Origin of the sequence: Citrobacter sp. Cpo142 (assembly GCF_030332425.1) — a bacterium.
In the GTDB taxonomy this organism is placed as follows: Bacteria; Pseudomonadota; Gammaproteobacteria; order Enterobacterales; family Enterobacteriaceae; genus Citrobacter; species Citrobacter portucalensis.
Map to the genome: position 1 here is coordinate 27,035 of NZ_JAOWHW010000141.1, position 14,384 is coordinate 41,418.

The 14,384-nt window shown below is 50.4% G+C and carries 10 protein-coding genes; 3 read left to right on the forward strand and 7 right to left on the reverse strand.

Going from position 1 to position 14,384, the window contains the following annotated elements; all coding sequences use genetic code 11:
* Nucleotides 1-285 precede the first annotated feature (285 nt).
* Nucleotides 286-2,553, reverse strand: coding sequence for an arginine decarboxylase (adiA, locus tag OGY18_RS21195; RefSeq protein ID WP_286554283.1), 2,268 nt, complete (start codon nt 2,551-2,553; stop codon nt 286-288).
* A 237-nt stretch (nt 2,554-2,790) separates the two neighbouring features.
* Nucleotides 2,791-3,723 carry a transcriptional regulator MelR gene (gene melR, locus OGY18_RS21200; protein WP_003826756.1) on the reverse strand — a complete coding sequence of 311 codons (933 nt, stop codon included), beginning with the start codon at nt 3,721-3,723 and terminating at the stop codon, nt 2,791-2,793.
* A gap of 269 nt (nt 3,724-3,992) precedes the next feature.
* On the opposite strand from melR, the gene melA reads away from it, so the two are divergent.
* The 3 genes from melA (at nt 3,993) to OGY18_RS21215 (ending at nt 7,128) form a co-directional block, all read left to right on the forward strand.
* On the forward strand, nt 3,993-5,348 hold the full coding sequence (gene melA, locus OGY18_RS21205) for an alpha-galactosidase (RefSeq protein ID WP_008786970.1): 1,356 nt from the start codon (nt 3,993-3,995) through the stop codon (nt 5,346-5,348).
* Between the two features lie 92 nt (nt 5,349-5,440).
* Nucleotides 5,441-6,871 carry a melibiose:sodium transporter MelB gene (melB, locus tag OGY18_RS21210; protein WP_286554275.1) on the forward strand — a complete coding sequence of 477 codons (1,431 nt, stop codon included), beginning with the start codon at nt 5,441-5,443 and terminating at the stop codon, nt 6,869-6,871.
* Between the two features lie 2 nt (nt 6,872-6,873).
* Nucleotides 6,874-7,128 (forward strand): SemiSWEET transporter, encoded by a 255-nt coding sequence (locus tag OGY18_RS21215; protein WP_079939016.1) that lies wholly within the window; start codon nt 6,874-6,876, stop codon nt 7,126-7,128.
* A gap of 20 nt (nt 7,129-7,148) precedes the next feature.
* On the opposite strand, the gene OGY18_RS21220 is transcribed toward OGY18_RS21215, so the two are convergent.
* The 5 genes from OGY18_RS21220 to OGY18_RS21240 form a co-directional block, all read right to left on the reverse strand.
* Nucleotides 7,149-7,772: a DUF2238 domain-containing protein gene (locus OGY18_RS21220; protein ID WP_286554277.1), complete on the reverse strand. Its 624-nt coding sequence runs from the start codon at nt 7,770-7,772 to the stop codon at nt 7,149-7,151.
* A gap of 148 nt (nt 7,773-7,920) precedes the next feature.
* Nucleotides 7,921-9,567 carry a class I fumarate hydratase FumA gene (gene fumA, locus OGY18_RS21225; RefSeq protein WP_057068411.1) on the reverse strand — a complete coding sequence of 549 codons (1,647 nt, stop codon included), beginning with the start codon at nt 9,565-9,567 and terminating at the stop codon, nt 7,921-7,923.
* A 96-nt stretch (nt 9,568-9,663) separates the two neighbouring features.
* Nucleotides 9,664-11,004, reverse strand: coding sequence for an anaerobic C4-dicarboxylate transporter DcuB (dcuB, locus tag OGY18_RS21230; protein WP_003031873.1), 1,341 nt, complete (start codon nt 11,002-11,004; stop codon nt 9,664-9,666).
* A gap of 715 nt (nt 11,005-11,719) precedes the next feature.
* Entirely contained in the window at nt 11,720-12,439 is a 720-nt protein-coding gene (gene dcuR / locus OGY18_RS21235) for a two-component system response regulator DcuR (protein ID WP_079939018.1), read from the reverse strand.
* Nucleotides 12,436-14,067 (reverse strand): sensor histidine kinase, encoded by a 1,632-nt coding sequence (locus OGY18_RS21240; RefSeq protein WP_286554279.1) that lies wholly within the window; start codon nt 14,065-14,067, stop codon nt 12,436-12,438. Before OGY18_RS21240 ends, dcuR begins: the two co-directional genes overlap by 4 nt.
* Nucleotides 14,068-14,384 lie beyond the last annotated feature (317 nt).

A 14,384-nucleotide genomic window follows, 5' to 3' on the forward strand; every position in this document is an offset into this window, starting at 1 on the left:
ACCGTAGCTCAACATCGGATGAGCCAAATCGGCTAAATTGAAATTGTATGATGAAACCAGGACTGCAATAAAATAACGTGTCTGAAATTAATTACAATGTTTGGCGGGATTTTTCTTATGTACACATTTTTGTACGCAAGTGGAAAGGCGCTATTTGCGTATAAAAAAAGCGCGGGGTGGTCCCGCGCAAAAAGGTATGACAATGTTATTGTTTTGCAGCAATACTCAGGAATTACTCAAGCATGACATGTCTACCTTAAACATCGGACTATCTATAAAACGACATTATGCTTTCACGCACATAACGTGGTACACACCGTCAATAATTTCCGTTCCTTCGGTTTCATGTTCAAATCCAGGGAAGTGGTGGTCCCAGGACTGCAACGAACGTAGATAACTAATCTGCGGGCTATTGGCGTCGCCAAAGTTTTCCCCGGACAGCAGCATCGGAATTCCTGGTGGGTAAGGAATAACGGAATTCGCGGCTATACGACCCGGCAGATTTTCAATGGCCACCATCTCAACGTTATCGCTGACTATCGCGTTATAGGCTTCACGCGGGGTGATTTCAGCAGCAGGCAGGCCGGAGTAGGCCGCGTTGAGACGTGCGCCTGGGTTGTTCTCTTTCAGCCAGGCGAACATGGTGTCGCCCAGATCGTGAATGCCCATGTTGGCGTAAGTGTCTGGATGTTCCTCAACCAGTTCTGGCATCACCTGTGCCAGCGGGGTGTTGGCATCGTAATGGTGTTTGAAAGAGCACAGCGTGTTGATCAGTGTGCCCCATTTCCCGCGGGTAATCCCCATGGAGAACAGGAACATAATCTGGAAGTCGGTGGTTCGGGTCGGCACGATGCCGTGGCGGCCAAGCCAGGCGGTAACCAGTGCAGCCGGTACGCCGTTCTCTTCCAGTTCACCATCGTCGCCCATACCCGGTGCCAGAATGCTGACTTTGATCGGGTCCAGCATGCTCCAGTTATCCGGCAGGTCTTTAAATCCATGCCAGGATTCACCCGGACGCATCACCCAGCAGTTCTGGTCAGTGGTCAGGAGTTGGGTTGGCGCATCGGCAAAGTCATAGGTTTTGCCGGTCTGCGGATCGGTCACAATCTCTTTGTTCCACGGTTTGAAGAACCAGTCGCCTTCGGCGGTGAATTCTTTGTACAACCGTGCCATGGCCTGACGGAAATCGACCGCTTCGTCGATCACTTCCTGGGTGAGTGACAGGCCGCTGTTACCATCCATCATGGAGACCGCCACGTCGTTTGAGGCGCAGATGGCATACAGCGGAGAGGTAGTGGCGTGCATCATGTACGCCTGGTTAAAGCGGGAGAAGTTCACGGCCCCACGACCTTCACGAACGTGAATGTAAGATGCCTGAGAAAGCGCATTCAGCAGTTTGTGGGTTGAGTGGGTGGCAAAAACGGTAGGACCGTTATGATCGCCCGGCGCGCCACGCATGGCGTAGTGATCGGCATAAATTGGGTTGAAGCGAGCATAGCCGTACCAGGCCTCATCGAAGTGGATGCGATCGCTGGTTTGCGCGAGCAGGTCCTGGGCCTCTTTGGCGTTGTAGCAAACACCGTCGTAGGTACAGTTGGTCACAACGCTGTAAGACGGTTTTTGCCCGGCTTTACCTTTGGTCAGCGGGCTTTCGCTGATCTTTTTCTGCAATGTTTCAGGCTGCATTTCCTGCGGGTAGATAGGCCCGATAATGCCGTACCGGTTGCGGCTTGGCACCATATACACCGGTTTTGCCCCGGTGAGGATAAGCCCCTGCTCGATGGATTTATGGCAGTTACGATCCAGCACCACGACGTCGTTGTCGGTCATACAAGCTTGCATGATGGTGCGGTTAGAGCCGGAAGTCCCGACCACTACAGACCAGGAGCGATCAGCGCCAAACACGCGGGCGGCATATTTTTCGCTCTCGCCAAACGCGCCGGTATGATCCAGCAGCGAGCCGAGCGATGCACGTTCAATACCCATGTCGCTACGGAATAAGTTTTCACCATAGTAATCATGATAGAAACGACCGGCCGGCGTTTTGGTGAATCCGACGCCGCCCTGGTGACCCGGTGCTGCCCAGGAGTATTCATGGATGTCGCCGTACTTCATCAGCGCGCTGAACAGCGGTGGCAGAAGCTGTTGGCGGTAGCGGGTCATTGCCGCAACGGCGCGCCCGGCGATAAAGTCTGCGGTGTCTTCCAGAATCCAGGCGAATTCATCGACAAGCTCCAGCAGGTCGCGATCCAGCGATGCGGTGGCTTTTTCGCGATCGCCCAGCAGGAAAACGGGAACGTTTTGCTGGCGCTCGTGGAGCTTGCCGATCAATTGCCTGACGTTCAGGTGCTCATCTTGTTGTTCCATTTGATAGCTGAACATCAGACAATCAATGGCTTCATTGGCGGCGAGGATTGCGTAACCATCGTCGAATGAGGTGGACTTAATGACGGTAACATTTTGGCGGCTTAATGCGTCAGCCAGACGTTCGACAGCGCTACCGACCCAGGTGTCCTGATGCAGAAACTCACTTTCAACAATTAATACTTTCATCATCTTTTACCCGGTTGTGGAAAGGTTGCAATCTATGAATTGCAGACACACCGTATGAATGTGACGCAGGCAAGTATTATCCTGTCAAAATGGGCTGTAAAGCGGGTAAAAAGTAGCCTGATTTGTGTTTAATTTGTTTTTAAACAGTGGTTTATGTTTACTTGTTGGCGGTTTTTCACCGCCGTTTATCGACAGGGGGAATATTTTTTTGGCTGATACTGATATTGCCGAATGATATCAACCTGCGATTGTTTGCCGATGCTGCTGGCTTAGTTTGCGGTACTGCTGCGGCGACATGCCGACAAACTTGCTGAAGGTGTCATAAAAACGGCTGCTGGATCGGAATCCGGCGGTCAACGCAACGTCGAGAATGGTTTTATCGGTATCGCTGAGCAATGCGCGGACGTGATTGATCCGCATTGCCGTAATGTACTGCTTCAGGGTGAGTTGCATTACGCGTTGGAAAATCCCCATCGCGTAGTTGGCGTTGAGCTTCACGTGTTCCGCGACGTCGTTGATGGTGAGCGCCTGATCGTAGTTGTCGGCAATAAAGCTCAGCATTTGGCTGACGTAAAACTGGGCGTGCCGCGACACGCTGTTTTTGTGGGTCCGCGAGGTTTTATTGACCAGGATAGGCTGCCAACCGGAAAGGCTAAACCGTTTGAGCATCAGACCAATTTCATCAATGGCGAGCTGGCGAATTTGTTCGTTCGGGTTGCTCAGTTCCTGTTGCCAGCGCTGAACCTCAAAGGTGCTCAACTGCTGCGACGCCAGCGATTTGATGACCATTCCATGGGTAACATGGTTGATCAGCTCGCGATCCAGCGGCCAGGAGAGGAAAAGGTGCATCGGTAAATTGAAGATAGCCATACTTTGGCAGCTGCCCGGACGCGTGAGTTGATGCGGTGTACAGGCCCAGAATAGCGTGATGTGTCCCTGTTTTATCTGCACGACTTCATTGTTGATAAGGTACTCGACGTCACCATCAAACGGAACATTGATCTCCACCTGCCCATGCCAGTGGCTGGCAGGCATAGCATGCGGTGAGCGCAACTCGATATCCATCCGTTGATATTCTGAGTACAGCGATAGCGGGCTGCGGGTTTGTTCTTCATCGCTACTGCACATGTGCGGATCGGGAGGGAGAGGCGATGTCGGTAATGTACTCATGGTTGCTCCATTTCCTGAATTATCAGAATCATGTCATTTAACACGTATTAAGGCTGAGAATCAGGACACAAATTGGACCGTTACCATTGAGCATAGCGACATTTTGCGGCCGCATACTCTGCTTTTTGGGTAATTTTGTCCCATAAACTCAGATCCAATAGGGCGCAGAGTGATGATCTGAGTTTATGGGAATGCTCGGCAGGGAAGTCGGAGGTTTTCATCTATGCGCTGTGCCACCATGACTGTGTTCACTAATGTTCTGGAGAGTCATGATGTCTGCACCCAAAATTACCTTTATCGGCGCCGGTTCCACGATTTTCGTCAAAAATATTCTTGGGGATGTCTTTCACCGCGATGCGCTTAAATCTGCGCATATCGCCTTGATGGATCTCGATCCTACGCGTCTGGAAGAATCACACGTTGTTGTGCGCAAGTTGATGGATTCTGCGGGCGCGTCTGGACGAATCACCTGCTATACCGATCAAAAAGCAGCATTACAGGATGCTGATTTTGTAGTGGTCGCTTTCCAGATTGGCGGCTATGAACCTTGTACCGTCACCGATTTTACGGTGTGTAAACGCCATGGTCTGGAGCAGACGATTGCCGACACGCTGGGGCCGGGCGGCATCATGCGCGCGCTGCGTACCATCCCGCATTTATGGCAGATTTGTGAGGATATGACCGAAGTCTGTCCGCAGGCCACGATGCTTAACTACGTTAACCCGATGGCAATGAACACCTGGGCAATGTATGCACGTTATCCGCATATTAAGCAGGTTGGGTTGTGTCATTCGGTGCAGGGGACGGCGGAGGAGTTGGCCCGCGATCTGAACATCGACCCTGCTTCTTTGCGCTATCGCAGTGCCGGGATCAACCATATGGCGTTTTATCTGGAGCTGGAGCGCAAAACGGCGGACGGTGCCTATGTGAATCTCTACCCGGAGCTGCTGGCGGCCTATGAATCCGGTCAGGCGCCGAAACCAAATATTCACGGAAATACCCGTTGCCAGAACATTGTGCGTTATGAAATGTTCAAAAAACTGGGGTATTTCGTCACCGAATCGTCGGAGCACTTCGCTGAATATACGCCGTGGTTTATCAAACCGGGGCGTGAAGATCTGATTGAGCGCTATAAGGTGCCATTGGATGAATATCCGAAACGTTGTGTGGAACAGTTGGCGAACTGGAAAAAAGAGCTGGAAGAGTACAAAACGGCTGAGCGGATCGACATTAAACCGTCGCGCGAATATGCCAGCACTATCATGAACGCTATCTGGACCGGTGAACCGAGCGTCGTGTATGGCAACGTTCGCAATGACAATCTGATCGATAACCTGCCGCAAGGCTGCTGCGTTGAAGTCGCTTGTCTGGTCGATGCGAATGGTATTCAGCCAACGAAAGTCGGGACTCTCCCGTCACATTTGGCGGCCATGATGCAAACCAATATCAATGTTCAGACCCTGCTAACGGAAGCCATCCTGACGGAGAATCGCGATCGCGTTTATCACGCGGCGATGATGGATCCGCATACCGCCGCTGTACTGGGGATTGAAGAGATTTATGCGCTGGTGGACGACCTGATCGCGTCTCACGGCGACTGGCTGCCGGCCTGGCTGCACCGTTAATACACAATCACGCCGGGCATTGTATTCGGCGTTTAACCTCTGACGTTTCCTCTTACAGAAGGCGGGCGCTGGTAACAGCGACCCGATACCCTATGAGCATATCTCTGACAACAAAACTCAGTTATGGATTTGGAGCGTTTGGTAAGGATTTCGCCATCGGAATTGTGTACATGTACCTGATGTATTACTACACCGACGTGGTGGGATTATCGGTGGGGCTGGTCGGAACGTTGTTCCTGGCGGCAAGGATCTGGGATGCGGTAAACGATCCCATCATGGGCTGGATTGTGAACGCCACCCGATCGCGCTGGGGAAAATTTAAACCCTGGATCTTGCTCGGTACGCTGGCGAACTCATTGGTGCTGTTTTTGCTTTTTAGCGCACATCTTTTTGAGGGTACTGCGCAGGTCGTATTTGTTTGCGTGACGTATATATTATGGGGAATGACCTACACCATTATGGATATTCCATTCTGGTCACTGGTGCCAACCATTACACTGGATAAACGCGAACGTGAACAACTGGTGCCGTATCCGCGTTTCTTCGCCAGCCTTGCCGGGTTTGTTACCGTAGGCGTGACGCTACCTTTTGTGAGCTATGTTGGCGGAGCCGATCGTGGTTTTGGTTTTCAGATGTTTACGCTCATTCTCATCGCGTTCTTTATCGTTTCCACCGTTGTGACGCTACGGAATGTGCATGAGGTTTTTACGTCAGACAGTGAGGCCACGGCAGACAGCAGTCGTCTTGGGTTGAAAGCGATCGTTGGGCTCATTTATAAAAATGACCAGCTAACCTGCCTGTTAGGTATGGCACTGGCTTACAATATTGCATCCAATATCATTGCTGGCTTTGCCATTTACTATTTTACCTACGTGATTGGCGATGCAAGTCTCTTCCCGTACTACATGTCTTACGCAGGTGCGGCAAACCTGCTGACGCTGATTTTCTTTCCTCGGTTGGTAAGCGCGTTGTCACGACGGATCTTGTGGGCTGGGGCATCGGTGCTGCCGGTGCTTAGCTGTAGCGTACTACTGGTGATGGCGCTGGCAGATTTCCATAATATCTTACTGATTGTTATTGCTGGTGTTTTACTAAATATTGGATCTGCGCTTTTCTGGGTGTTGCAGGTTATTATGGTGGCGGATACCGTTGATTACGGCGAATACAAACTTAATGTTCGTTGTGAAAGTATCGCTTATTCGGTGCAGACAATGGTGGTAAAAGGCGGGTCAGCATTTGCCGCTTTCTTTATCGCGTTGATACTCGGGGTGATTAATTACGCGCCGAATGTCGCGCAGTCTGCCGAAACCATCGTTGGCATGCAGTTTATTATGATAGCGCTACCCGCACTCTTTTTCGTGGTGACCTTAGTCCTGTATTTCCGCTTTTATCGACTGAATGGCGACACCCTGCGCAGGATCCAGATCCATTTACTGGATAAGTATCGCAAGGTGCCGCAGCACCATGAGCAACTGGATATCCCGGCTATTGCGGTAGCCACTCCAGGCGATGTGAAGGCGTAGCGATGGAATGGCATTCGTGGATTGGGTATATGGCGGCTAGCCTGACGACGCTCTCTTTCTTACCGCAAGCCATTAAGGTTATTACCACCCGCAACACGCAAGGCATCTCCGGTTTGATGTATGTGATGTTTGTGTGCGGGCTGGTTTTGTGGCTGATTTACGGATTATTGATTGAAGATACTGCCGTCAGCATGGCGAACTTTCTGACACTGTTGTTCGCCTTGCCGATTCTGGTTATCAAGTATCGCAGTAGGTAGCGTAGATTGCCGGAAAAGCGTTAGCGCTCTCCGGCCGTTTTCAACTGCCGATTGTGCCAGCCCGCCAGTGCGAGGACCGTTGTTAATGCGCCGAGCAGGGCGCAGAACATGTCCGACTGGGTATCCCACGGGTCACCCTGCGTGCCAAGGAAATCATCCGCACCTTGTCCCATTGCCAGCGCCGCCCACCATTCGATCAGTTCATACATTGCGCTAATCGCCAGCGCTACGCAGCAGACCAGAAATGACAGCATCTTACGACCACGGACAATATTGCCGCGCACTAAAATCTCTCTTGCCGTCAGGGCTGGTACCAGCCCCTGGAAGAAATGGCCCAGCTTGTCATAGGGGTTACGGCTGAGATCCAGCCATTCCTGAACCTGAAAACCAATGGGAACTTTGGCGTAGGTATACATCCCACCTACCATCAGAATGATGGCGTGCAAGAAAATCAACGTATAAAGCAGCGGCGTCAATGGGTACTGCTTCATGGTAGCCAGCAACAGCGGGACGACAATAATGACTGGCGTGACTTCCATCAGCCAGGTGATTTTCTCAGAGGCAGAGATACCGGTGTAGATAAGAATCAGCGCCAGGATCAATGCGCCAGTGCGCAAGACTGTGGGGTTCAGAGTGCGGAGCATTGCGAATTCACACGTAATGGAAAAGGTCACTATTCCCTGTGAACGGCAAAAATTCAATACCAGTAAATGGGGGGGATAAAGTTGGCCCGGGGGGATCGCTGGACTGACGCCAAAAATTTAGTGCCAGTCCAGTGCCGGGCCGAATGGGTTACTTCGCGCAGTTAGCGCATTGTTTGCTGACGATTTGCTGGAAGAAATCGTTGCCTTTGTCATCGACCAGGATGAAAGCCGGGAAATCTTCTACTTCGATTTTCCAGATAGCTTCCATTCCCAGCTCCGGGTATTCCACGCATTCCAGATGCTTAATGCTCTGCTGCGCCAGTACCGCTGCCGGTCCACCGATGCTGCCCAAGTAGAAGCCGCCGTGTTTGTGGCAGGCGTCAGTCACCTGCTGGCTACGGTTACCTTTTGCCAGCATGATCATGCTGCCGCCGTGAGACTGCAACAGGTCAACGTAGGAGTCCATACGACCCGCGGTGGTTGGACCTAAAGAACCGGACGGGTAGCCTGCAGGCGTTTTGGCCGGACCCGCGTAGTAGATCGGATGATCTTTCACGTACTGCGGCAGACCTTCGCCGGACTCAATACGTTCTTTTAACTTCGCGTGGGCAATGTCACGACCAACAATGATAGTACCGCTCAGTGACAGACGAGTAGAAACCGGGTACTGAGAGAGCTGGGCGAGGATCTCTTTCATTGGGCGGTTAAGGTCAACTTTAACCACTTCGCCTTCGCCCGCCTGGCGCAGAGATTCTGGAATGTACTGACCTGGGTTATGTTCCAGTTTTTCAATCCAGATCCCTTCGCGGTTGATCTTGGCCTTGATGTTACGGTCTGCGGAGCAAGAAACGCCCATACCAACCGGGCAGGACGCGCCGTGGCGAGGCAGGCGGATCACGCGGATATCGTGTGCGAAGTATTTTCCGCCAAACTGAGCGCCAAGGCCGAGTTTTTGCGCTTCTTCCAGTAGTTCCTGTTCCAGTTGCAGATCGCGGAACGCCTGGCCGTGAGCATTGCCTTCAGTCGGCAGCGCGTCATAGTAGTGTGTGCTGGCCAGCTTCACCGTTTTAAGGGTGCTTTCCGCTGACGTGCCGCCAATGACGAATGCGATGTGGTACGGCGGGCAAGCTGCGGTACCCAGCGTACGCATTTTCTCAACCAGGAAGTTTTTCAGTTTGCCGGGAGTCAGCAGCGCTTTGGTTTCCTGATACAGATAGGTTTTGTTGGCTGAGCCGCCGCCTTTGGCCACGCACAGGAATTTGTATTCGTCACCGTCCACGCTGTACAGATCGATCTGTGCGGGCAGGTTGGTGCCGGTATTCACTTCTTTGTACATATCCAGCGCCGCGTTTTGCGAGTAGCGCAGGTTATCTTCGATATAGGTATTAAATACGCCTTTGGAGAGCGCCGCTTCATCGCCGCCGCCGGTCCAAACACGCTGACCTTTTTTACCCATGATGATTGCCGTACCGGTGTCCTGGCAGGTTGGCAACACGCCTTTGGCGGCGATTTCGGAGTTTCTCAGGAACTGCAGTGCCACGTACTTATCGTTTTCGCTGGCTTCGGGATCATGGAGAATTGAGGCGACTTGCTGTTGGTGTTCTGGGCGGAGCATGAAGGAGGCATCGTGGAAGGCTTGCTGGGCCAGTAGCGTAAGTGCTTCAGGGGCTACTTTCAGGATTGTTTCGCCTTCAAACTCGCCGACGCTGACGTGTTCGGATGTCAGCAGGTAGTACTCAGTTTTGTCTTCCCCCAGTGGGAAAGCCGCCTGGTAAGTGAATTCAACTTTTGACATTTGCTTCCAGCCTTTTCATTTTTCTCAGGAATTTTAAAATTCTCTGTGTCTTCATGGTGGCGTGCCGTACCAACGTGGACGGCACGCGAACTGTGATTACAGGAAACCGTACATTGCGGCGAAGATCCAACCAAAGACACAGGATACGCTTACGCCGATCAAGCCAGGCAGAATGAAGCTGTGGTTGATAACGAAGCGGCCGATGTGGGTGGTGCCGGAACGGTCAAACTGGATAGCAGCCAGATCGCTCGGGTAGGTCGGTAGAATGTAGTAACCGTAACATGCCGGAGCAGAAGCCACGATGTACGCGGGATCAACTCCGATTGCCAGCGCGACCGGAACAATCGCTGCCAGCGCCGCTGCCTGGGAGTTTACAAATTTGGATACCAGCAGCAGAACAATTGCATAGGCCCACGGATACTCTTTCACCATATTGCCCAGCACACCTTCGATTTCTGTCATGTGCGCGCCGAACATTGTTTCGGCCATCCAGGCAATACCGTACACCGCCACAATCGCGATCATACCGGAACGGAAGACTTCGTTTTTAGATATTGAAGCGGGATTGGTCTTCGTCAGGATAATAATCAGCGCACCGGTCAGCAGCATGAACATCTGGATAACCAGCACCATTGACAGCGGTTTGCCGCTAAAGGTAGGACGCAGCTCAGAGAACGCGCCAAGCACGGCAACAACGGCGATAGCGGCCAGGAAGATCCACATGGCCAGCCAGTTGCTTTTCGGCAGCTTTTTGTCTAACAGCGTGGCGGTATCGCCATACACATAGTTGTGGTTTTCAGGTACGGAAATGAACTTCTGGAACTCTTCATCTTTATCCAGATCCTTACCACGGAACCAGCTGAAGATACCGATCGCCAGGATACCCAACAGGGTAGACGGGATGGTGATGCTGAGCAGGTCGAGGAATTCGAGATGCTTGCCTTCAAACGTTACGTTACCCAGCATTGCCACCAGTGACACAACGGCTACAGAAACCGGGCTGGCGATAATCCCCATCTGCGCGCCGATAGAACTCGCCGCCATCGGACGTTCCGGGCGAATATTGTTCTTAATGGCAACGTCATAAATGATTGGCAGGATGGTGTATACCACGTGGCCTGTACCGCAGAGAATCGTCAGGGTGCAGGTAACGAAAGGTGCGACGATGGAAACGTATTTTGGGTTACGGCGCAGCAGCTTTTCAGCGATTTGCAGCATAACGTCAAGGCCGCCGGAGGCTTGCAAGGTTGCCGATGCGGCCACCACGGCAATAATAACCAGCATTACATCTACAGGTGGTTTACCCGGCTGGAGATGGAAAACGAAAACCAGAATGACCAGGCCGATACCGCCTAATAAACCCAGCGCGATACCGCCCTTTCTGGCACCATAAAACAAACATATTAATATTATGAGAAGTTGTATACTAAATAACATTTTATTTACCCTCGCGAAAAACCCAGTCAATTTTTGAAAAATGGATCTGTGCCACATTCTTTTTTGCCAGAATAAGCATCAAAAAATGGTCAGTATTCGATATATCCGTATTTGCGATTAATGTTCAAATGTCTTGCTAGAATGTTTTTTTAAAGTTATGGCGATATTTGGTTTTTTCTGTGGCTTTGATCAGAGGAGAGAATCCTCAGGCGATGGGAAGCAGAGCTGAACATGGAAAGCTGCGGTTGACGCTGTAATTTATCTGTTTTGCGTTTTCCGCTATTACGTGAACCACCGACAGAATGGGTGAGTAGATTATTTATGTGATCACGGTCACGCCATCTCATAATGTGATGAGGTCGGCGTGCGGATACTTTTATTTGCTCACAAAAATGTACGGTGTCCATGGTACGTAGCATGGTCTCCATTGCTACCAGTCTAGATTTTGTATGTCTGGTTAATTTCAGACTAATCCTTTATGGGTAAAAATACACACTCTGCGAGTTAGATAATACTTAATTAACTTTTGTTAGCGATTTTGAAATTAAAAACAGTGTGATGTTTGTCAATATTAAAATAATGCATTTAACATGCCGGATACAAATATATTTGATCTAACGCAAATTTATAATTTTACAGTTTCAGCTGGTGAAATTGGGATTTTTCATTATTTTAATAATTGTTACTTTCAAATAACAAATAATCCCAAGTGTATTTATTGGCAATATTGTTTAAGCAATGAGTAGTGTTCAGCCTGCACGCGATAACGATAAACAGGTCTGCCGGTCACGCCATAATGGATGCTGGTAAATAAGATGTGACAATTGACGAGCCAGATAAGGTATTTACGGCAAGAGACGCGCGAGATATTGACCTCGTTGGCCAGCTCATCTGTGGAGAACTCTTGATCCTGGTGCTCATCAATCCACTGACACAGCGTGCGTAACGTTTGTGGCGTTAACCCTTTGGGTAAGCGCCGCGTTTCCTGTTCATTGGAGGAGCTGCCGTGAATCAACTGGTCAAGCTCAGACTGTTCATAGTACTGATGCTTTTCCATCTCGTTTTTCTTGTGCAGCCAGCCGGTGAGCGCCTCTTCAAAACGGGATGCCTGAAAAGGTTTGATCAGGTAATCAACCACACCATAGTGGAGGGAGTCTTTGATGGTGGTCGCGTCAGCGGCGGAAGAGATAACAATGACATCACACTTGCAACCTTCACTGTGTAGAACCGGTAGCAGATCCAGACCGTTTTCTTTTTGCATATAAATATCAAGCAAAATCAGATCGATATGATGACCGCTATGAAAGATTATCTCTTTTGCTTTCTCCAGCGTGGAGGCTGTGCCGCAGCAGTGAAAACCGGAGAGCTGCGCGACATAACGGCGGTTTAATTCCGCTACCATTGCATCGTCATCGACAATTAAGACATTGATCATCTGCTGGCCCTCTCACCATTCCACGGTAACTGTACAAAAAATTGGGTGAAGATCCCAGGTTCAGACTCGACGGATATATTGCCGCCAACGTTTTCAACCTGTTGTTTAACAAGCGCTAAACCTACGCCCCGTTCGGTTCCTTTTGACGAAACGCCCTTCTCAAAGATGTGCTCAATGTTTTCGGGGGCAATCCCCGGACCATCGTCATTCACTTCGCAATGCAACCAGCCGTGTCGATAATGCAAGGATACGCTGATCTCACCACCAGGTTCTTGACCTAGCGCTTCCAGGGCGTTTTCAATCAGATTCCCCAGAACGGTAATCAGCACCGCCACCTGATCTTCGTTGCTATTTTCCGGTAACTGGCTTTCATTGCTAATGACCAGACTATGGCCTAAATCAGATGTGCGATTAATCTTACTGAGTAAAAATCCTGCGATCACCGGTGATTTTATTTTTCCTAACAGCGAGCCAATTTCTTCCTGATAATTGTTTGCTGTCTTCAGGATGTAATTTTCAAGCTGCTTATAACTTTTCAGATGCAATAATCCCAGAATCACGTGCAATTTATTCATGAATTCGTGGGATCGTTCACGAAGTGCGTCGGCATAGTTGACCATACCATCCAGACGTTGCATTAGTTTTCGGACTTCAGTCTTATCTCTGAAGGTTGAAATGGCACCGATGATTTTACCGTTGCTGAGTACCGGGACCGTGTTAATTAAGAGTAGCCGATCCTTCACCATGATCTCTTCATCGCGGCGCGGCGTTCCGTCATGTAGTACCTGTGAAAAATCGACCACCTGTGACCACGCATGGCTGAGTGTGGAGAGCTGGGCATCATCTTGTGATTTGTGATAATCCAGCAGCTCCTGCGCCGCTTGGTTAATCAGCGTCACCTCACCGCATTCGTCAACGGCAATGACACCTTCCTTTATAGAGTGCAGCATCGCCTGGCGTTGTTCGAACAGATTGGAGATTTCATAAGGTTCCAGGCCAAACAGAATGCGCTTGAGGACTTTGACAAATACCCACGTACCGAGCAGTCCAACCAGCACGCCAAATAAGATGGACCAGATAATGCTGCCACGGCTGTTATTGATCTGCTCAGTCACCCGGCTTAGCTCAAGGCCGATCGACACCACACCAATCTGCCGATGATGTTCGTCATAGATAGGAGTAAATACACGTAGAGCTTTAGCCAGAAATCCGCGATTAATGGCGACATTCTCTTTACCTTGCAGGGCCAGCAATATGTCATCGCCTTTAAATGGCTGACCGATTCGCTGCGCTTCGGGATGGGAGTAACGAATGCTTTGCATATCAGTGACGACGATGAACAAAAAGTCGTTGCTCTTATTCACCGCTTGGGCAATCGCCTGAATGCCGCTTTCCTCGGGCTTTTTCATTAGTCCCAGGCGGATCTCCGGAGAGTTGGCCAGCGTTCGCGCGACCGCAAGCGCTTTACTCGCTAATGCATCGCGCGTCATGTTGCTGATCTGCGAGAAATAAATCAGATGAACGACAAGCAGCACGGAGAAGAGTACTGCACTAACCATGAGGATCACGGTGGTGCCAAGCATCATCGGGCGTTTACGTATAGCAGTACGTTGCAGGGAGTATCTCATCACGGTCCTGAAATCACGGTTTGTACGGGTATTATTGCCTGATGGGGTGCGTAATTCAAAGGTGGTAGGGATTATGGCGCTTAAGTTGTCAGTCCTTCTTCTTTATATAGCGTAGAGTGAATTTCTTTCTATATAGAGGTTTTCATACCGATTCTCTCCCTTTTCAGGGGCGCTGACAGATAATTTCCTTACGATTGTGGATAACTCTGTGCGTAAATGGGTATAAGGCGGGGTTTTGCTGTGGAATGCAGCAGTCAGTCATTTTTCTGTCATTTAAGGGTTGCGGGCCGCAGGAAACTCCCTATAATGCGCCTCCA

What these genes read in the sequence shown, in the direction of transcription:
- OGY18_RS21215 (WP_079939016.1), top strand. Translation starts at nt 6,874, where the DNA reads ATGGAATGGCATTCGTGGATTGGGTATATGGCGGCTAGCCTGACGACG.
- OGY18_RS21220 (WP_286554277.1), bottom strand. Translation starts at nt 7,772, where the DNA reads ATGCTCCGCACTCTGAACCCCACAGTCTTGCGCACTGGCGCATTGATC.
- melB (WP_286554275.1), top strand. Translation starts at nt 5,441, where the DNA reads ATGAGCATATCTCTGACAACAAAACTCAGTTATGGATTTGGAGCGTTT.
- OGY18_RS21240 (WP_286554279.1), bottom strand. Translation starts at nt 14,067, where the DNA reads ATGAGATACTCCCTGCAACGTACTGCTATACGTAAACGCCCGATGATG.
- melR (WP_003826756.1), bottom strand. Translation starts at nt 3,723, where the DNA reads ATGAGTACATTACCGACATCGCCTCTCCCTCCCGATCCGCACATGTGC.
- dcuR (WP_079939018.1), bottom strand. Translation starts at nt 12,439, where the DNA reads ATGATCAATGTCTTAATTGTCGATGACGATGCAATGGTAGCGGAATTA.
- adiA (WP_286554283.1), bottom strand. Translation starts at nt 2,553, where the DNA reads ATGAAAGTATTAATTGTTGAAAGTGAGTTTCTGCATCAGGACACCTGG.
- fumA (WP_057068411.1), bottom strand. Translation starts at nt 9,567, where the DNA reads ATGTCAAAAGTTGAATTCACTTACCAGGCGGCTTTCCCACTGGGGGAA.
- dcuB (WP_003031873.1), bottom strand. Translation starts at nt 11,004, where the DNA reads ATGTTATTTAGTATACAACTTCTCATAATATTAATATGTTTGTTTTAT.
- melA (WP_008786970.1), top strand. Translation starts at nt 3,993, where the DNA reads ATGATGTCTGCACCCAAAATTACCTTTATCGGCGCCGGTTCCACGATT.